General features: G+C 67.1%; 19 protein-coding genes. 8 read left to right on the top strand and 11 right to left on the bottom strand.

The features are described from left to right. Positions 1-6 precede the first annotated feature (6 nt). From A9X00_RS11805 to A9X00_RS11790, 4 genes are all read left to right on the top strand, one after another. Positions 7-1248: a Xaa-Pro peptidase family protein gene (locus tag A9X00_RS11805; protein WP_067153082.1), complete on the top strand. Its 1242-nt coding sequence runs from the start codon at positions 7-9 to the stop codon at positions 1246-1248. Continuing rightward, positions 1238-2356, top strand: coding sequence for a Xaa-Pro peptidase family protein (locus A9X00_RS11800; protein WP_067153080.1), 1119 nt, complete (start codon positions 1238-1240; stop codon positions 2354-2356). Before A9X00_RS11805 ends, A9X00_RS11800 begins: the two co-directional genes overlap by 11 nt. Beyond that, complete coding sequence (locus A9X00_RS11795) at positions 2353-4776, top strand: CaiB/BaiF CoA-transferase family protein (RefSeq protein ID WP_067153133.1); 2424 nt, start codon at positions 2353-2355, stop codon at positions 4774-4776. Before A9X00_RS11800 ends, A9X00_RS11795 begins: the two co-directional genes overlap by 4 nt. Before the next feature lie 89 nt (positions 4777-4865). Continuing rightward, positions 4866-5309, top strand: a complete 444-nt coding sequence (locus tag A9X00_RS11790) for a hypothetical protein (protein ID WP_197515139.1) — start codon at positions 4866-4868, stop codon at positions 5307-5309. Here the strand turns inward: A9X00_RS11790 and A9X00_RS11785 are convergent. From A9X00_RS11785 to A9X00_RS11775, 3 genes are all read right to left on the bottom strand, one after another. After that, positions 5242-6078, bottom strand: a complete 837-nt coding sequence (locus tag A9X00_RS11785) for an SDR family NAD(P)-dependent oxidoreductase (protein WP_067153076.1) — start codon at positions 6076-6078, stop codon at positions 5242-5244. The two genes, A9X00_RS11790 and A9X00_RS11785, sit on opposite strands and share 68 nt — an antisense overlap. Positions 6079-6086: 8 nt before the next feature. Further along, positions 6087-6938: a mycofactocin-coupled SDR family oxidoreductase gene (locus A9X00_RS11780; protein ID WP_067153073.1), complete on the bottom strand. Its 852-nt coding sequence runs from the start codon at positions 6936-6938 to the stop codon at positions 6087-6089. 169 nt (positions 6939-7107) lie between these two features. Beyond that, positions 7108-7758 carry a TetR/AcrR family transcriptional regulator gene (locus A9X00_RS11775; RefSeq protein ID WP_066936788.1) on the bottom strand — a complete coding sequence of 217 codons (651 nt, stop codon included), beginning with the start codon at positions 7756-7758 and terminating at the stop codon, positions 7108-7110. A 220-nt stretch (positions 7759-7978) separates the two neighbouring features. Here A9X00_RS11775 and A9X00_RS11770 point away from each other — a divergent pair, with 220 nt between their 5' ends. Further along, positions 7979-9154 (top strand): acyl-CoA dehydrogenase family protein, encoded by a 1176-nt coding sequence (locus A9X00_RS11770; RefSeq protein WP_067153071.1) that lies wholly within the window; start codon positions 7979-7981, stop codon positions 9152-9154. Here the strand turns inward: A9X00_RS11770 and A9X00_RS11765 are convergent. Genes A9X00_RS11765 through A9X00_RS11730 form a run of 8 tightly spaced genes read right to left on the bottom strand, consistent with a single transcriptional unit; the run spans position 9151 to position 15139 of the window. Continuing rightward, the gene (locus A9X00_RS11765; protein WP_067153069.1) at positions 9151-9414 is read right to left on the bottom strand and encodes a DUF4190 domain-containing protein; all 264 of its coding nucleotides are present in this window, start codon (positions 9412-9414) and stop codon (positions 9151-9153) included. The genes A9X00_RS11770 and A9X00_RS11765 overlap by 4 nt on opposite strands. 57 nt (positions 9415-9471) lie before the next feature. Then, positions 9472-10218: an acyl-CoA dehydrogenase family protein gene (locus A9X00_RS11760; RefSeq protein WP_082975126.1), complete on the bottom strand. Its 747-nt coding sequence runs from the start codon at positions 10216-10218 to the stop codon at positions 9472-9474. A gap of 51 nt (positions 10219-10269) precedes the next feature. Then, complete coding sequence (locus tag A9X00_RS11755; protein ID WP_067153066.1) at positions 10270-11367, bottom strand: acyl-CoA dehydrogenase family protein; 1098 nt, start codon at positions 11365-11367, stop codon at positions 10270-10272. A gap of 10 nt (positions 11368-11377) precedes the next feature. Continuing rightward, entirely contained in the window at positions 11378-11800 is a 423-nt protein-coding gene (locus A9X00_RS11750; protein WP_067153064.1) for a nuclear transport factor 2 family protein, read from the bottom strand. After that, complete coding sequence (locus A9X00_RS11745; RefSeq protein ID WP_067153062.1) at positions 11784-12998, bottom strand: amidohydrolase family protein; 1215 nt, start codon at positions 12996-12998, stop codon at positions 11784-11786. The genes A9X00_RS11750 and A9X00_RS11745 overlap by 17 nt, the downstream gene beginning before the upstream one ends. 3 nt (positions 12999-13001) lie before the next feature. Beyond that, positions 13002-13328: a hypothetical protein gene (locus A9X00_RS11740; RefSeq protein ID WP_067153061.1), complete on the bottom strand. Its 327-nt coding sequence runs from the start codon at positions 13326-13328 to the stop codon at positions 13002-13004. Then, complete coding sequence (locus A9X00_RS11735) at positions 13309-14601, bottom strand: aromatic ring-hydroxylating dioxygenase subunit alpha (RefSeq protein WP_067153059.1); 1293 nt, start codon at positions 14599-14601, stop codon at positions 13309-13311. Before A9X00_RS11735 ends, A9X00_RS11740 begins: the two co-directional genes overlap by 20 nt. A 4-nt stretch (positions 14602-14605) precedes the next feature. Then, positions 14606-15139 carry a carboxymuconolactone decarboxylase family protein gene (locus A9X00_RS11730; RefSeq protein ID WP_067153058.1) on the bottom strand — a complete coding sequence of 178 codons (534 nt, stop codon included), beginning with the start codon at positions 15137-15139 and terminating at the stop codon, positions 14606-14608. Positions 15140-15420: 281 nt separating this feature from the next. Here A9X00_RS11730 and A9X00_RS11725 point away from each other — a divergent pair, with 281 nt between their 5' ends. The 3 genes from A9X00_RS11725 to A9X00_RS11715 all read left to right on the top strand — a co-directional run bounded on the left by A9X00_RS11725 (position 15421) and on the right by A9X00_RS11715 (position 18753). Continuing rightward, a complete protein-coding gene (locus A9X00_RS11725; protein ID WP_066936757.1) occupies positions 15421-16719 on the top strand; it encodes an amidohydrolase family protein in 1299 nt (432 codons plus the stop codon). A gap of 106 nt (positions 16720-16825) precedes the next feature. Then, positions 16826-17992 carry an acyl-CoA dehydrogenase family protein gene (locus A9X00_RS11720; RefSeq protein WP_067153056.1) on the top strand — a complete coding sequence of 389 codons (1167 nt, stop codon included), beginning with the start codon at positions 16826-16828 and terminating at the stop codon, positions 17990-17992. Further along, complete coding sequence (locus tag A9X00_RS11715) at positions 17992-18753, top strand: SDR family NAD(P)-dependent oxidoreductase (protein ID WP_067153054.1); 762 nt, start codon at positions 17992-17994, stop codon at positions 18751-18753. Before A9X00_RS11720 ends, A9X00_RS11715 begins: the two co-directional genes overlap by 1 nt. Positions 18754-18755: the final 2 nt, after the last annotated feature.

The raw sequence follows: 18755 nt of genomic DNA, 5'->3' as shown, positions 1-18755 counted from the left end.
GGCGTAATGACGGTGCTGGCACAGTCGGGCTCCAGTCTGGTGATCCCCGAAACTCCGGACCTGGGCCGGATGCGTCGCGAGACCGGCGCTCGGCTGCGCTCGGCGATGGCGGAACGCGGTGTCGACGCGATGGTCCTGCTGGGCAACAACGCGGTGGTGTACGCGACTGGAACCAGTTGGCCGCTGGGCGATGCGGGCCTGTCCTACGTCGAGCGGCCGGTGGCCGTGGTGCTGGCCGACGACGAATGGCCGCACCTTTTCCTGCCGTTCCGCGAGGGCCTCGCGCACGAGTCGGAGCTTCCCGCCGACCACCTGCACGGGCCGGTCTATCTCGAATTCGACGAAGGCGTAGCCGATTTCGCTCGCCAGCTGGCCGAGCTGATACCGGCCGGCGCGGTGATCGCGGTGGACGAGTGCACCGGCGCGATGTCGCGAGCCGCGAAGTCGTTGTTCCCCAACGGCGCTCCCGCCGACGCGGCGGGCATCGTCAGCGCCGCCAAGGTCGTCAAAACCCCGGACGAACTGGCCTGCATCCGCACCGCCATCCGGATCACCGACGAGGCGATGATCGACGTGCACAAGGCCCTCGCCCCGGGCGTCCGCCAGATCGACCTGTCCGCAAGCTTTTTGCGGCGCGCCTTCGAGTTGGGCGCCATGGCCAGCATGCTGGAACCGATCTGGCAGGTGATGCCGCCGAGCAAGGCCGAAGGGGTCTGGACGACACACGGCGATCTGGCGCTGCCGCTGCTGAGCACCGAGCGCGAACTGGCCGCGGGGGACGTCCTGTGGACCGACGTCAGCATCACCTACTACGGCTACTGTTCGGACTTCGGCCGCACCTGGATCGTCGGTCGGGAGCCGACGCCTCGTCAGCAGGCGCAGTTCGAGAGGTGGCAGAACATCATGGCCGCCGTCGAGGCCGTGGAGCGCGCCGGCGCCACCGCCGGGGACCTGGGCAGGGCCGCCATCGCGGCCAACGACGGCACCCGGCCGTGGCTGCCGCACTTCTACCTCGGCCACGGGATCGGGGTTAACGCGGCCGAAATGCCGATGATCGGAACGGATCTCGGTCAGGAGTTCGACGACAACTTCGTCCTGCAGTCGGGAATGGTGCTGGTGCTCGAGCCGGTGGTCTGGGAGGACGGCACCGGCGGCTACCGCAGCGAAGAAGTCGTGGTGATAACCGAGGAAGGCTCGACTCGATTGACCGACTACCCCTACGCCCCGTACGGCTCCCATGTCCGTTGACGTCTTGCCCGACGAGCGGGCGCTACGGTCGGGCCGCCGTCAGCGCGCCCTGGACCAGATGGCTGCGCACGACCTCGACGTGCTGGTGTTGGGTCGGCAGGCCAACATCCGCTACGTCACCGGCACCCCGCAGTTGTGGGTCGCCGGTACCCGGCCGTTCGGCCCGTCCTGCGTCCTGGTGCGGGCGACCGGCGCCATTCACTTGCTCAGCACGTGGGACGAAGGCGTCCCCGAAGACATCCCCCACGAGAACCTGTACGGCATCTCGTGGAACCCGGCAAAGACCATGTCGGTGCTGCAACGCATCGATGGCGCGGCCACGGCCCGCCGCGTCGGAACCGACGCGCTCTCACCGGCTTTCGCGCAGCTGCTGCCAACGGCGTTCCCCAATGCCGAGCTGGTCGACGGCGAGCTGGCGATGCGCGCCGCGCGGCGGGTCAAGACCGCCGAGGAGGTCGCCGCGCTGCGGGAAGCGTGTGTGGTGGCCGAGTCCGGCCTGGCCGCCGCGGTGGCCGAGCTGCACCCCGGCGTGCGTGAGCAGACGCTGGCCGGCGTGATGCTGGAGGCCATGGCGGCCGGCGGTGTGAGCACGCCGTCCAACCAGGAATTCGCCTGGATCACCTCGCGGGAAAACTCGTGGCGGCGGGTTCCCGGCGATGGCCGCGTCAAAGACGGTGACCTGGTTGCGTTTTCGGCCGGCGTGCTTGCCGGAGGTTACATGGGCGAGGTCGGGCGCACCTGGCCGGCGGGGGAAGTCAGTGGCGCGCCCGCCCTGTATCGTCGCTGGGACGATCTGTGGGCGAGGCTGATCGACGCCTGCCGGCCCGGCGCCGCGGCCGCCGAATTGCTGGCGGCATACGAGGCCGCCGGCGAAGCGGCGCCCCCGATGCCGGTGGCCCGGGGCCTGGGCCTGGGCTTCGACCCGCCGGTTGTGTCGAAGCACCTTCCCCGTACCGCGGCCGACGAACGACTCGAGCCGGGAATGGTTTTGGCCGTGACGGGCTACGTCTGGGAGCGGGGCGTCGGGGCGGTGTTTGGCCGGGAGGCGGTGTTGATCGGCGCCGACGGCCCCGAGGTGCTGACCTCGAGCCCGTCGTGGCGGGCATGAGTGACCAACCGAGAGCCGAACCACCCTTGGCCGGCTGCACGGTGGTCGACCTCTCCACCGGAATAGCGGGCGCCTACTGCACGAAGCTCCTCGCCGACGGCGGCGCCGACGTCATTAAAGTCGAAGCACCGGAAGGCGATCCGCTGCGGCGGTGGTCGTCCTCGGGCGCGCCCATCCCGCCCGACACCGACGGGGCGCTGTTCGCCTTCCTGTCCGGGTCGAAGCACAGCGTGGTCGCCGACCCCGCGGTGGGCGACGACATCGACTTGGTCACCCGGCTGCTGGCCGCGGCGGACGCGGTGGTGTGGTCTCGGGGATCGCAAGTGGCCGAACGGTTCACGCCCGAGGCGATCCATCGGGCACACCCACATCTGACCGTCACCTCGATCACGCCGTTCGGCCTGCGGGGCCCCTGGCGAGACCGGGCGGCAACCGAATTCACGCTGCAGGCATGGTCGGGCGGGATCGTCGGGCTGGGCCGCGGTCTGCCGGAACGGGCACCCGTCTTCGTCGGCGGCCAGGTCGGTGAGTATATGGCCGGCGCCTACGCCAGTGCCGCGACCCTGGCGTCGCGGGCGCGCCGCGACGGCTCGTCGGGACCCGGGGAGATCATCGACCTGTCGATGCTGGAGACCCAGATCCTCTGCCTGACTTACTATCCGGTGACCTACTTCGAGATGCTCGGCCGCCCCTGGCGGGACGCGAGGCGCCTCACTGTACCGGGCGTGGCCCAGGCGAAGGATGGTCTGGTCGACCTCGGCTGCGGGACCGCGCAGCAGTGGTTCGACCTGTGCGCGATGATCGGTCACCCGGAGTGGATCGACGAGGAATCGCCGCTGACCATCACCGAGCAGGCAAACCTGCACGCCGAGGACATCTACGCCTGGGTCGAGGCCAACCTGGTCGACGAGATCCGCGAACTCGCGACGGCCTTCCGGATCCCCAACGCGCCGGTCGCCAACGGCGCCAACGTCGAGTCATTGGAACACTTCGTCGAACGAGGTTCGTTCGTGCGCAACCCGCGCGGCGACTTCCAACAGCCAAACCACCCCTACCGGATGTGGCCCGCGACGCTCCGGCGGCCGGCGGCCGCGCCGCGGTTGGGCGAGCACACCGCGCGGTACCGGGCCGCGAGCGTGACCTCGCGGTCCGCGCCGGAAACCGCGAGGCCGCCGAAGCCCTTGCCGTTCAGCGGACTTCGGATACTGGATATGACCACCTTCTGGGCCGGGCCCTGCTGCACCCACTTTCTGGCCATGCTCGGCGCCGAAGTCATCCACGTCGAGTCGGCCCGCCGGCCAGACGGCACCCGGCTCATCGCCGGGATACCGAGCACCGAAAACCGGTGGTGGGACAAGTCGCCGATCTTCGCCGCGCTGAACACCAACAAGAGGGGCCTGGCGCTGGACCTGCAGCGCCCGCAGGGGCGGGAGGTGCTGCTGCGGCTCATCGCGACGTGCGACGTGATCGTGGAGAACTTCACCCCCCGGGTGCTGGACCAGATCGGCCTGGACTTCGCGGCGGTCCAAGCGGTTCGGCCCGACGCGGTGATGCTGCGCATGCCCGGCTTCGGGCTCGACGGGCCGTGGCGCGACAACCCGGCGTTCGCCTACGCGATCGAATCGGCATCCGGCTTGAGCTGGCTCACCGGCTACCCCGACCGCCCGCCGTATGAGCCGTATTCGATCGGTGACCCCAACGCCGGTGTGCATGCCCTCAACGCCCTGCTGCTGGCGCTGGAGTACAGGCGCCGCACCGGACACGGGCTGCTGGTCGAGGCCTCGATGGTCGATGCGGCGCTGAGCATCTCCGCCGAGCAGGTCATCGAGTACACCGCCTACGGGGCGCTGCTGCAGCGCGCCGGCAATCGCGGGCCGACGGCGGCGCCCCAAAACCTTTACCGCAGTGCCGACATCGACGAATTCGGCCGGCCCGACAGCTGGGTCGCCATCGCGGTGCAAACCGACGATCAGTGGGAGCGGCTGTGCGGTGCGATCGGATCACCTTCGTGGGCAACCGATCCCAAGCTCTCCACCCACGCCGGGCGGCGGGCTTACCAGGACCTGATCGATGAGCGGCTGGCCGCGTGGTGCGAGCCTCGCAGCCGCGACGACATCGTGGTTGCCCTATGGGACGCCGGCGTGCCGGTGGCCAAGGTGATGCAGCCCCACCGCCAAACGGAGCTGCCGCAGCTTGCATTTCGCGACTTCTTCGAAGATGTCGACGACCCGCTTAACGGCCGGGCCAAGCTCAGCACCGTGCCCATGCGGTTCTCCGGTGGCCCCGGGCGCTTCCACACGACTCCCGCACCCACGCTCGGTCAACACAACCACGAGGTGCTCACCGCGCTGGGCCTGACCCCGGCGGAGATCGCGGAGCTGGAAGCGGACGGGGTCATCGGCGGCGCACCTGCGATATAGGCCGCCGGCCAAAGTCGCTGCCGGCGTCGTCACACTTCCGGCTGCTGCGGCGTCTAAACGGTATGGACGCACTACTTCATCGAAGCGTATTGGCCCTCTTGGGCGCTGGCGGCGCCGTCACGGGGGGGTGGGCCTACGTGGCGCCGCGGCACTGGTATGACAACTTTCCCGGTTTCGGCATGAGCTGGCTCCCGCAACTCGGGCCGTTCAACGAGCACTTCGTCAAGGACGTCGGGGCAATGTTTCTGGCACTGACGGCGCTGACCGCGGTGACCTTTGTCCTGGTCGCCAACCAAACCCTGGTCCGGGTCACGGCGGTGACGTGGCTGGTCTTCAACGCGCTGCACTGCCTGTATCACCTGTCGATGCTGCAGATGTACAACACCCGGGACGCGACGCTGAACGGAATCCTGCTGCCGCTGCTCGTGGTGGCGGCCGCGGCGCTGTTCATCCCGGTGCGAACCGTTAATGGGCCCAGCCCTCGGCGGCCTGCTCGTCGAACGTCCGGTCAATCCGCTCGAACCGACGCTTGACCGAGGCGCGCGCCGCCTCGTGCGGCAGCACATACAAACGATTGGCCAGGATCGCGTCGGCGGTCAGCCGCGCCACGTCGTCGACACCCAGCGTTTGGTCCTGCGCCGGCAGCGGCCCGAGCGAACCCGTCACGTCGGGCGTCGCCGCCAGGCCGTAATCCGCGCCGCGGATTCGTTCCGAGTTGGACACCAACTTGGTTTCGACCACCATCGGACATAACACCGAAACGCCGATGCCGTTGTCCTTGACCTCGCGGGCCAGCGTTTCGGCCAGGGCCACGACGCCGTACTTGGCCACGCCGTACGCCCCAAGGCCGGCGTTGGGGACCAGTCCGGCGAACGACGCGGTGAACGCGATGTGGCCCCCGGTGCCCTGCTCGAGCAGCCGCGGCAGGAACGCTTCGACGGCGTGGATGGACCCCCACAGGTCGATATCGATCACCCAGCGCCAGTCCTCGTGCGTCATCTGCGCGATCGGACCCGCGACCACGATGCCGGCGTTGCTGAAAAGGACGTCAACCTGGCCGAGCAGGCGAAACGCCTCGTCCGCGAGGTGAACCATCTCCTCGAGATGGCGCACGTCGCACGTCACCCCGTGCGCGTCGAACCCCTCGCCGCGCAGGTGTTCGACCGCCTGTTCCAGCGCGGGCTGGTCAACGTCGGCGAGCACGAGCCGGGCCCCGCGACGGGCGAACTCGCTGGCGGTGGCCAGGCCGATGCCGCTAGCCCCACCGGTCACGACAGCGGCGCGTCCGTCAAATCCGTCCATAGGACGGACTATTTCAGACAGCTACCCGCGTCGATCGGCAGGGTCACACCGGTGACGTAGCGCGACTCGTCGGAGGCGAAGAACAGCACCGCGTTGCTGATGTCGATCGGGTCCACCCACGGGACCGGCAGCGTGTGGAACATCTGGCAGATCGGCGCCATGTCGTCGGGACCCGGATTCTCCAGATCCGGCCGGAACATCCGCCACGTCCCCTCGTTCATGATCATCGCGGTGCTCACGTGCGTCGGATGCACCGAGTTGACCCGAATCATGTGCTGCCCCAACTCGACTCCGAACGCGCGCATCAGGCCCACCACGCCGTGCTTGGCGGCGACGTAGTGCCCGGTATGCGGGTACGCCTTGAGCCCCCCGACCGAACTGGTCAGGACGATCGATCCGCCGCGCCCGCCGGCCAGGATGTGCGGGACTCCGGCCTTCACCGTCTTCCACACCCCCGACAGGTTGACGTCGATCATTTCCGTCCAGTCCTCTTCGCTGGTCTTGTCCAGCGTTTCACCGCCGTTGCCGATGCCGGCGTTGGCGACGATGATGTCCAGCCGGCCGAGCTGCTCCACACCGCTGTCGACGGCGGCCTTCAGTGCGGCGTAGTCGCGCACGTCCACTTCGGCGGTGACGATCCGGCGGTTGTGTCCCTTGACGAGGTCGGCCGTCTCCGCAAGGTCCTCCGGTGTCGACGGGGGGATCGCCGAGCCCTCCGCGAGGCCCTCGCGGATGGGCTTGCAGATGTCGACCGCGATGATGTCGGCGCCCTCCTGCGCCAACCGCACCGCGTGGCTGCGGCCCTGACCGCGCGCGGCCCCGGTGATGAAGGCGACTTTGCCCTCGACACGTCCGGTCATGGTTACTACCTCATTCCTCGATGGCTCGGCGGAGGACAGCCGACTCGGCATCCCCCGCCGGCGTACGTCAACGCCAGATCCATTTCGGCGAATTCCCGTTCTAGATAATAGAGAACTTCATTCTCGCCTGGCAATGGCGAGCGCTATTTGCTCGTTTTGTTACAGGTCGCTAGCCGACGAATCCGCGTGAGCAGAAGTCCCAGGCCTCGTCGGCCGTGATGGGATGGACCGTCGCGTCGTCGGAGCCGCCACTGGATTGTGCGATGAACATCACGGTCTGCATGGTCATCGCGGCCACCCGCTTCGGGTTGATGTCGGCGCGCAGCTTGCCGGCCTCCGCGGCGGCCTCCATGAGCTCGGTGAGCAACGCCAGCAGCGGCGCGTGCGCGACCTTGACCTCGGCCGGGTGCGTGACCAGCAACCGCGGGGCAAAGTCGGTGAACAGTGGTCGTTTGGCCGTCGGGTCGGGACGCGAAGACTCGTACAGCAGCTCGACTGCGACCTTGAGGCGCTCCAGCGCGTCGGTGTGGCTTTCCGTGGCTGCGCGGATCTGATCGGCGGAGCGGCTCAGTGCGTCTTCGAACAGGGCGAGCAAGAGCTCGTGCTTGCCATCGAACTGCAGGTAGAAGCTGCGCAACGACTGCCGGGAGCGATCCACGACCTCCTGGACGGTGAAGTCGGTGCTGCCCTTCTCGATGATGATCGCCTGCGCGGCGTCGAGGAAGCGCTGAACGCGCTGTGCCGCGCGCAATTTCGCGGTCTTGATCGACCGCTCGACGGCGCGCTGCTTCCAGGCCGGCTCTTCGCTCGGGCTGGTCACGGTCGGCTCGGACGATTGCCGCGTGGGGAGAACATGGTTGGACTCTACCGGAGAACGCCGTGCCATCGGTTCGCTCGACCCCCTATGGACGCCGTGTCGGGAGATTGTAACTTTCGTACCACGAGAATACTATTCTCTTAGACGCGTGTATGGAAGCTTAATCGCAAGAGCGAACCGCGCTGTCCCCGAGAACCCGGAAACCGTCTTTCGCAGGAGTGCTGTGCAACTGACCTTTGATGCCGACGTCGAGGCGTTTCGCGCCGAGTTGGTCGCCTTCCTGGACGCGCACCTTCCCTCGGCGGCGGAGGCGGTCGAGCGGCCGCGGTCCAGTTCCCACATTCCTGAGTGGGCCAGGCGCTGGCAGCGGCTGCTCTTCGACAGCGGGTGGCTGCTGCCCGGCAATCCGCCGGAATTCGGCGGTCGCAACGCCACGCTGTTGCAGCAATACGTCTACTTGGAGGAATTGGGGCGCCGGCGCATCTATCAGAGTTTCAATCCGCAGGGCGTCGGCATCATCGCGGCGTCGTTGTTGACCTTCGGCACCCCGGAGCAGCAGCGGCGATGGGCGGTGCCGATTCTGCGGGCCGAGATCACCGCGTCGTTGGGGATGAGCGAACCGGGTGCGGGTTCGGATCTGGCGTCGCTGAAAACGCGGGCGGTGCTCGACGGTGACCACTTCGTGGTCAACGGGCAGAAGGTGTGGACGTCGGGCGCCCACGACGCCGACGTGCTATTGACGTTTGTGCGCACCGACCCGGGCAAGCCGAAACACAAGGGCATCAGCGCATTGATGATCCCGACCGACATTCCCGGCGTGGTGCGCCGCCCGTTCGCGTCGGTGTGCGACGGCGACGAAATCGATTTCAACGAGGTGTTTTTCACCGACGCGCGGGTCCCCGCCGAGAACCTGATCGGTCGCCTCGACGAGGGCTGGCGGGTGGCAACCGGTTCGCTGGGCCACGAACGGATCATGCTGTGGATGGGCTACGTCGACCTGTTGCACCGGCTGACCGCCGACTTCCGCCCGTCCGGACCGCTCGAGCGGGATCGCTACGCCACCCTGGTGATGGACTCCTACGCGCTGCGACTGCTGGGGTCGGCGGCCCTGGCCCGCGCCGCTCGGGGGGAAGAGGATGTGCCGGGCCAGTCGGTGCTCAAGCTGCTCGGTTCGGAGGCCCTGCAACGCGCCGCCGAGGACGCGCTGAATGCCGCGGGCGCCGAGGGTCTCGTTTACCACGCGGTCACCGCGCCGTTCGCACCGTTGGACCTGGACAGCCACTACCGCAGCTGGTTCGACCGCTACGCGCGTAGCTTCGCCGCGACCATCGCCGGCGGCACCTCCGAAATCCAGCGGAACATCATCGCCGAACGGGTGCTCGGCCTGCCGCGCAATTAGCGGGCGTCCCGCCAGGCGTAGTAACCGATCGCGGCGAGCCCCGCCGCGATCGAGATCGCACCTAATACGATGCCCGCCACGGCGATTCGGGGATTGTTGGCCTCACCGCGCTGCACTCGCCGGCGGGCGACGTCGCCGGTTATCACCGCCGCGATGCCGAAGGGCACCCCGATCAGCAGCCAACAGGTGAGCAGCGCGACGATGCCGACGAGCAGCGAGGCGACACCGACCTCGTTTCGGGGTACGTCGGGGTGGCTCATCGCGTCCGATCCTCGTGGGTTGCGAGACGAGTGTACGCGCAGGCGCCCGGTGGTCCCTTACAGCTGCGCCAGCCGAGGCGCGAAGCCCTTGTTTCGCAATGCCGTTCCGGCTTCGCGGGTCAGTTCCCGCGCGCTGCCCAGCAGCCCGTCGAGAACCAGCGCCCGCTCCACGTGGTGGTGCAGCTGGTGCTCGGCGGTGAAGCCGATCCCGCCCAGCACCTGCTGGCAGTGGCGCGCCGCGGTCAGCGCCGCCACCTCGGCCGCGGCCTTGGCCAGCAGGGAAGCCAGGCCGTCGGCGTCGTCCGGCTGCGCGGCGGCGTTCAGGGTCGCCTCCGCGCCCTCGATCGCGACGAGTGTTTCGGCCAACCGATGCCGGATCGCCTGAAAGGAGCTGATGTGCCGGCCGAATTGGACGCGGTCCAAGGCATGCTGGCGCGCCAGCGACAACATCGCCCGACCGGTACCGACCAGCCACCAGCCCAGCGCCCGCCGTCCCGCGGCGAGCGGCACCGGATCACCCTGCGGCACATGGTGTATCGGCAGCCCGTCCAGCGTCGGGGTGGCCCGATCGTCTCGCTCCCACACCACCCACGAACCCCCGGCGAAGGGCAGGGGGAGGGTTCCGCCGTCTTCGCGTCCGGCCGCCCGCAGCACCACGTCGTTGAGTACGGGGGCGTGCGCGCCGGTCTCGCCGAGCAGCCGGAACACCAAAGGTATTGCGAATTCCGGTATTTCGTCGAGCATGTCGTGCCAGCCGAGGTCGGACAACGCCGCGTCGAGCTTGGCGCCGCTCGCGGCGGTCATGGTGGTGCGCAGGGAGTCGGCCAGCAGCTGCAACGCCTCGGGGTCCACCGTTCACTCCTTCCCGAGGTCGAGCAGCCGGCGGGCGATGATGTTGCGCTGGATCTCGGCGGTGCCGCCATAGATGGTGGCCGCGCGCGAGTACAGGTACTCCGACCGCCACGGGGTGTCGTCAAGCTCGAGCGCCCCGGGCAACAGGTCGCGGACGGTGTCGTAGAGCCGTTGCTCGGCGGTGGCCAACAGCACTTTGTCGATGGAGGTGTCGGGGCCCAACCGCGCGCCGTCGCGCAATCGGTGCTGGGTGTCACGGGATCGGCAGCGCAAGGTGTGCAGCGCCAGATAGGCCGAGCCCAGGGCGGATTCGTCGGCGTCGTGCGTTGCCGGAGTCTCGGCGATGAGCTCGTCGAAGCGGGAGTAGAGGTAGGCGATCCGCTGCCAGAAGCAGGCGGAGCGCTCATACGGCAGCAGGTCCATCGCGAGTCGCCAGCCGTCCCCGGGCCGGCCGAGCATCCTGCTCGCCGGGATCACCACGTCGTCGTAGTAGACCTCGCAGAATTCGTCGACGCCGTGCATCGTGCGTAGCGGCCGGATGGTGATGCCGGGTGAATCCAGGTCGACGAAGAACGCGGTGATTCCGTCGTGCCCCGGCGCGGTGCGGGTGAGCAGGACGCAGCGTGTGGAGAACTGCGCGTAACTGGTCCAGACCTTCTGCCCGTTGACGATCCAGTTGTCCCCGTCGGGGATCGCCCGGGTGGTCAGCGACGCCAGGTCGCTGCCGGAGCCCGGCTCGGAAAAGCCTTGGCACCATTGCTCGCGGCCGCTGAGCAACCGCGGCACCATCTCCGCGGCGAGTTCCGCGGGGGCGTAATCGATCATCGTGGGCGCCAGCACTTCGAGCATCGAGTACGGGCCGGGCTCGGCCAGCCGACGGCCCACGACTTCCTCGCCGACGATCGCGCGAAGCACGGCGGGACCACCCAGGCCACCCACTTTAACGGGCCAGCCGTAGCGCATCCAATCGGCGTCATACAACGCGCGGCTGACGCGGGCGAATTGCCGCATGTGGCCCTGCAGCGAGTGGTCGGGCCCCGGGGTCAGATCGTTGTCGTCGAGCCACGCGCACAGGCCGGCCCGGAACTCCTCGACATTCACGGCTCGGCTTTCACGGCTGTGGTCGGCCGACGGCGTGCGGGCGCCCGGAGTCGTGCACGCCGCTGCGTCGGATGAATGTCATGGCGCGGGTTTTCAGCCGCCATCCGTCGGCGGTGCGGGCGTAGGTGTCGCGGTAGTAGCCGATCCTCATGTCATGGGTGGCGTGGTCGATGAAGCACAACGGCTGGGTGCCGCTCGCGGAATCGCCGTCGATGTTTTCTATCAAGGCAGTTCCGGTGAGGAACAACCCCTTTGGGGCCGCCGCCACCAACTCGGGAAACCTGTCCAACTGGTACGTGGAGCCGAACGCGCTGTAGGTTCCGTCCGGCGTGAAGACGCCGATCAGGCCGTCGATGTCCTCCTGGGTGATGGTGACCGCGTAGCGGGCGAGCAGCTGCTGAATCTCGACCAGGTCGTCAGTTCTGGTTGGCATAGACCTTGCCGCCTTTCATGACGAAGCTGACGTGCTGGGTAACGGTGATGTCTTCCAACGGGTTTCCCGGTACCGCGATGATATCGGCGAGCTGACCCTCCGCCAGCCGCCCCCGGTCGGTCGAGTTGATCAGCTCGGCCGCGGTCACCGTGGCCGCGCGCAGCACCGCCAGCGGCGGCAGGCCCCATTCGACGAGCGTGACCAGCTCGTCGGCGTTTTTGCCGTGCGGTATGGCGGGGGCGTCGGTGCCGACGGCGATCTTCACCCCGGCTTTGTGGGCGGCGAGGATCGAGGTGCGCGACCGCGGGAACATCTCCGCGGCCTTGGCCTGTAGCTCGGGTGGGGCGTGCGAAACGTCCATGCCCTCCGCCAGGCGCCGGGTGGACACCAGAAACGTGCCGTGCTCGACCATCGTGGCGATCGCCTCGTCGTCGATCAGGAAGCCGTGTTCGATGCAGTCGATGCCGGCGGCGACCGCATGCTTGACCGCGTCGGCGCCGTGCGTGTGCGCGGCGACACGCAGCCCGCGCCGGTGCGCCTCGTCGACGATCGCGCACAGTTCCTCGTCTGAATAGTGTTGCGCACCAGGAGGTCCCGTCAACGACATCACCCCGCCCGAGCAGCAGACCTTGATCAGCTCGGCGCCGTGTTTGATCTGGTATCGCACCGCCTTGCGGATTTCGTCGATCCCGTTGGCGATGCCCTCTTCGACCGTCAGATCCAGCACGTGCGGCGCGAACGCGGCGAACATCGTCGGATCCAGATGCCCGCCGGTCGGGGTGATGGCGTGCCCGGCCGGCACCACCCTGGGCCCCTCGATCCAGCCGGCGTCGATGGCCTTGCCCAGCGCGACGTCAAGCAGGTAACCGCCGGTCTTGACGAACAACCCGAGGTTTCGCACCGTGGTGAAGCCGGCGCGCAGCGTGCGGCGGGCATTGCCGACCGCGCGCAGTACCCGCGTCGGCGGGTCGTCCTGGACCTGGGACAGGCCGGGTTTCTCGCCGCGCCCGCCCATCAGGAGGTTGACCTCCATGTCCATCAGCCCGGGCAGCAGGATCCGGTCGCCGAGGTCGATCAGCTCACCCTCGGGCTCACCGCCCATGCTCGCGATTCGGTCACCCTCGACCCGGACGACGCCGGGGGACACGATCTCGCCGGCGTCGACGTCAAGCAGCCCGGCGGCCTTGAGCGTCAACACCGGCTAGATCACCGGTTCGCGGATGCACTCCACCCACGCCGCGCCGCTGTCGGGCACCCGCGGCTGTTTCCACGCCTCTATCGGGAACGACACCATGACGAGCGACTGCATGATGTGCATGAGACTCTTTGCGTCGTCGGGCAAGTCGTCCAACGGGTACTTGTCGCAGTAGGCGATGGCGTCATTCAGGCGGGGGAACGCCGCGTCGTAGAACGCCTGCATCTCGGGCATCGTCGAGGCCAGTCGCTTGGCGTAGCGCTCGGGTTCGGTCGCCAGGTCCCATTCCAAATAGGGCTCCAGGTCGGCGAATTCAGACGGTAACTTTGCCATTGCCCTGGTACTCCTTCGCCCAATTAGATACGAAATCGCCGGTCGTCTTGTGCAGATGACGGATCAAGACCTCCTGATCGCACAGCAGGAATTCCTTCACCGCGCGGGTGCCGATCATGGTCTGGGTCGCTTCCAGGGTGTTGGCGTCCTGCAGCGCGTACTCCTTGAACGTCACGGCGGCCAGCTCTTGGGCCAACCGCTCCCGCGCGTTGCGCGGCGGAACGAAATACAGCGTGCACTCGAAGGTGTGCTTGTCGACGGCGGTCGGCCAGTAGTGGTAGGTCAAAAACCAGCCCGGCTCCCAGATCAGCAGCATGAAGTTGGGGTAGAACAGCCAGGAGTCGATGCCCCACTGTGGCACCCTCTTCACGTTGATGCCCGGCGGCAGCTCCAACTTTTCGATGATCTCCGGCTTGTCCCAGGGACCGAACAAACCGCTGCGCAACACCTGGTCCATCGGCTTGACCATGGACATGTCCGTCGGCGGCGCCTGACCACCCCAGGTCGACTGCAGGTTGTGCGGGCCGGCCAACTCGTAGTGCAGCGCCTCGTAGCCGTACTTCTGGATCTTGGCGGCTTCTTCCTTGGTGTACTGCCCCTGGTGCAGGATCGGCGCGTGGTAGAACTCGACGAACGCGTCGATGAACAGCTTCCAGTTGCTGCCGACCTCTGCCCGGTATGAGTAGGTCTCCGTCATCTCGCCGAAGGGGTAGCCCTCGATGCTCTTGGCCAGCGGCCCGAGGTAGTCGGTGAGCGGCGCCGCGTTGCTGTCGAAGTTGACGAAGATGAAGCCTTCCCACACCTCGCAGCGCACGGGCGCCAGGCCGAATTGGCTCTTGTCGAGGTCGAAGAATTCGTCTTCCTGTTGGACGAAGGTCAGGTCGCCGTCCAGGCTGTAGCGCCACGCGTGGTACTTGCACGTGAACTGCCGGCAGGTGCCCGACGTCTCCTCGTGGGGAAAGTCGTTCCACACCAGCTTGTTTCCGCGGTGCCGGCAGACGTTGTGAAACGCCTTGACGGTCCCGTCCTTGGTCTTGACGATGATCACCGACATGCCCTTGCCGGCCGACGGCAGCTCCTTTGTGAAGTAGCTGCCGGTGCGCGGCAGGCGATTGACCCGGCCGACGTTGAGCCACGTGCGCTTGAAGACCGCCTCGCGCTCGGCCTCGAAAAACTTCGGGTCGATGGAGTCGGTGTAATCGACCGGCGAGGTTCCCAGTTCGGGATAGTTCTGTGTCCAGCTTCCGGCAGCTGGTTTCGGGAAGTGGGGCAAGGCTCTAACCTTTCTCGTTCTCGAGCTGAACGCCAAAAGTGTTGATGGCCATCGCGAGTGCGATGTAGCCGCCGACGGTGAAGACGAAGTCCATCCGCTGACGTTCGTCAAGCCGTTCGCCGAGGGTGGCCCACGTCTGATCCGAGACGTTTGACTTCTCGTCGAGCTCGTCGACGGCAGCGAACACGGCGCGGTCGAACTCGTCGTCCGTCTCGCCGGTTTGGGCGGCCGCGATCTCGGCCTCGGTGAGTCCCGCGTCCCTCGCGATGTCCACGTGGTGTTCCCACTCATAGGCGCAGCTGCGCCGATGCGCGACGCGCAGGATCGCTTGCTCGCGGACGCGCACGGGAAGGGAGGAAGCGAACAGGAGATAGCCGCTGAACCGCAAATACGCGCGGGTCAACTTCGGGTGGCGCACGAGCGTCGACATGAGCGTGCCGGCGTCCCGGGGGTTTCGCCGTTCGGGCGGCAGCATGCCGGACAGCGAGTGCTCGACGGCCTCGTCCCACTGGTCCGCAGGCAGCGGGGGCAGGCGCATCCGCGCGCCTCCTCTCGGCGTTCTGTCTGGTAACTCTCGGTCAAGGAGAATCAGATTCTCATTTCCAACCAATAGACTTGCATGATTCGCTCGGTTGGTCAATGCCGTCGGCCGGGATCCGCGCTGGCCGGGCCCGCGACGTTCGCTGGATGTTGATTCTCGCTGCGCGAGAAGATAGTTTTCAAATTAGTGATCTTGGCGCCGGGCGATCATTCGCCGATGCTGTGCGGGAGCGGCGCGTCCGAATCGCTCAGCTGGATCAGACTTGGAGAGGACTGGCCATGAACAAAGAAGACATGATCCTGATCAGCGTTGACGACCACACCGTCGAGCCGCCGGACATGTTCAAGAACCACCTGGCGAAGAAATACATCGACGACGCGCCCCGGTTGGTCCATAACCCCGACGGCTCCGACATGTGGAAGTTCCGCGACACGGTGATCCCGAACGTGGCGCTGAACGCGGTCGCCGGCAGGCCCAAGGAGGAGTACGGCATCGAGCCGACCGGGCTCGACGAGATCCGCCCGGGTTGTTACAACGTGGACGAGCGGATCAAGGACATGAACGCCGGCGGCATCCTGGCCTCGATCTGCTTCCCGTCGTTCCCCGGCTTCGCCGGGCGGCTGTTCGTCACCGAGGACCACGACTTCTCGATCTCGCTGGTACAGGCGTACAACGACTGGCACATCGACGAGTGGTGCGGGGCGTACCCCGCGCGGTTCATCCCGATGGCGATCCCGGTGATCTGGGACGCCGAGGCGTGCGCCGCCGAGGTGCGCCGGGTGTCGAAGAAGGGCGTGCACGCGCTGACCTTCACCGAGAATCCCGCCGCGATGGGTTACCCCAGCTTCCACGACGAGTACTGGAACCCGTTGTGGAAGGCGTTGTGCGACACCAACACCGTGATGAACGTGCACATCGGGTCGTCGGGCCGGCTCGCGATCACGGCGCCCGACGCCCCGATGGACGTGATGATCACCCTGCAGCCGATGAACATCGTGCAGGCCGCCGCGGACCTGCTGTGGTCGCGGCCGATCAAGGAGTACCCCGACCTGAAGATCGCGCTCTCCGAGGGCGGGACCGGGTGGATCCCCTACTTCCTGGAGCGGGCCGACCGCACGTTCGAAATGCATTCCGCGTGGACCCACCAGAACTTCGGCGGCAAGCTGCCCAGCGACGTCTTCCGCGAGCACTTCCTGACGTGTTTCATCAGCGACAAGGTCGGCGTCGCGCTGCGCAACATGATCGGCATCGACAACATCGCCTGGGAGGCCGACTACCCGCACAGCGACTCGATGTGGCCGGGCGCGCCCGAAGAATTGTGGGACGTGTTGTCCATCAACAACGTCCCCGACGACGAGATCAACAAGATGGCCTACGAGAACGCCATGCGTTGGTACTCGTTCGACCCGTTCACTCACATTTCGCGCGAACAGGCGACCGTCGGCGCGCTGCGCAAGGCCGCCGAGGGGCACGACGTGTCCATCAAAGCGAAGGGCCACGACAAGGACTCCCGAGGCGGCTCGTCCTTCGCGGAGTTTGCCGCCAACGCGAAATCCCTTACCGGCAACACGGACTAAGCCGTACTGGCGCCGAGCAGACGCAAAAGCGCCAAATTTGTCGGCGTGTCGGGCGCTTTTGTGTCTGCTCGCGCTGAGAGGAGACCCAGCAGTGCCCGGCGGTGGAATGAATTTCGAGCTGACCGATGACCAGGAGCTGATCCGCCGGTCGGTCGCCGAACTGGCCCGCAAGTTCGACGACCAGTACTGGATGGAAAAGGACCAGGCGCACGAGTTTCCGGCCGAGTTCTACCAGGCCATCGCCGACGGCGGATGGCTGGGCATGACGATTCCGACCGAGTACGGCGGCCACGGCCTGGGGATCACCGAAGCCACCATCCTGCTCGAAGAGGTCGCCAAATCCGGCGGCGCGATGAACGCCGCCAGCGCGATTCACCTGTCGATCTTCGGCATGCAGCCGGTGGTGGTGCACGGTTCCGACGAACTCAAGGCGCGCACGCTGCCCAAGGTTGCGACGGGCGAGGTGCACGTCTGCTTCGGGGTCACCGAACCCGGCGCCGGGCTGGACACGTCGCGCATCACCACCTTCGCCAAACGCGACGGCGACCGCTACATCGTCAACGGCCGCAAGGTCTGGATCTCGAAGGCCATGGAGTCCGACAAGATCCTGCTGCTGACCCGGACTCAGAGCTATGACGAGGTCGCCAAGAAGACCGACGGGATGACGCTGTTCATCACCGATCTCGACCGCAGCCGGGTCGACATCCGGCCCATCCGCAAGATGGGCCGCAACGCCGTCAGCTCCAACGAGTTGTTCATCGACAACCTGGAGGTGCCGGTCGAGGACCGAATCGGCGAGGAGGGCAAGGGTTTCCAGTACATCCTGGACGGCCTGAACCCCGAACGGATGCTGATCGCCGCCGAGGCGCTCGGCATCGGACGGGTGGCGCTGGACAAGGCGGTGAAGTACGGCAACGAACGCGAGGTCTTCGGCCGGCCGATCGGCATGAACCAGGGCCTGCAGTTCCCGCTCGCCGATTCGCTGGCCCGCCTCGACGCCGCCGAGTTGATGCTGCGCAAGGCGACCTGGCTCTACGACAACGGGAAACCCTGTGGGCGTGAAGCCAATACCGCCAAGTACCTGTGCGCGGACGCGGGCTTCGCCGCCGCCGACCGGGCGTTGCAGACCCATGGCGGCATGGGATACGCGGAGGAGTACCACATCACGCGTTACTTCCGCGAGGCCCGGCTGATGAAGATCGCGCCGGTCAGCCAGGAGATGATTTTGAACTTCCTGGGATCCAACGTCCTGAAACTGCCGAGGAGCTATTGATGACCAATCCGCTGTTCGACCTCACCGGCCGATCGGCGTTGGTCACCGGGGCCGGCAGCGGGATCGGGGCGGCTGTCGCGCGGGCGTTGGCCGCCGCCGGCGCCGCGGTACTCGTCAGCGACATCGACGGTGACGCGGCTTCGGCTGTGGCACAAGGGATTTGCGCCAACGGTGGCAAGGCCGACGGCATCGCCCTCGATGTCCGCGACCGGCGGGCGGCCGCCGCGGCGGCCGGACGCGCAGCGGGGCTCACCGAGGGGGCGCTGCACATTCTGGTCAACAACGCCGGCGTGACCGCGCCCGCGATGTTCGCCGACCTCACCGACGAGAGCTTCCACCGGGTGCTCGACATCCACCTCATGGGCGCCTTCCACTGCGCCCAGGCCGCGCTCGGTTTCCTGCCGACCGACGGGACGGGCCGCATCATCAATGTCGTCTCGTCGGCGGGGATTACCGGCACCCTGGGCCAGGTGAACTACTCCGCCGCCAAGGCCAGCATCATCGGGTTCACCAAATCGCTGGCTCGGGAGATGGCGCCGAAAAAGATTCTCGTCAACGCGCTGGCGCCCTTGGCGGCGACGAAGATGACCGAGACCATCCGCACCAACGAGAAATTCGCGGCCAACATGATGGCTCGAATCCCGTTGAAGCGCTGGGCCGAACCGGAGGAGGTCGCCGGCGCGTTCGTCTTCCTGGCCTCCGACGCCGCCTCGTACATCACCGGGCAGGTGCTGCCGGTGGACGGCGGCATGGTGATGTGACC

This window comes from Mycobacterium sp. 1245805.9 (assembly GCF_001672915.1).
Taxonomy (GTDB): Bacteria; Actinomycetota; Actinomycetes; order Mycobacteriales; family Mycobacteriaceae; genus Mycobacterium.
This window is presented reverse-complemented; position numbering and strand designations above follow the sequence as displayed.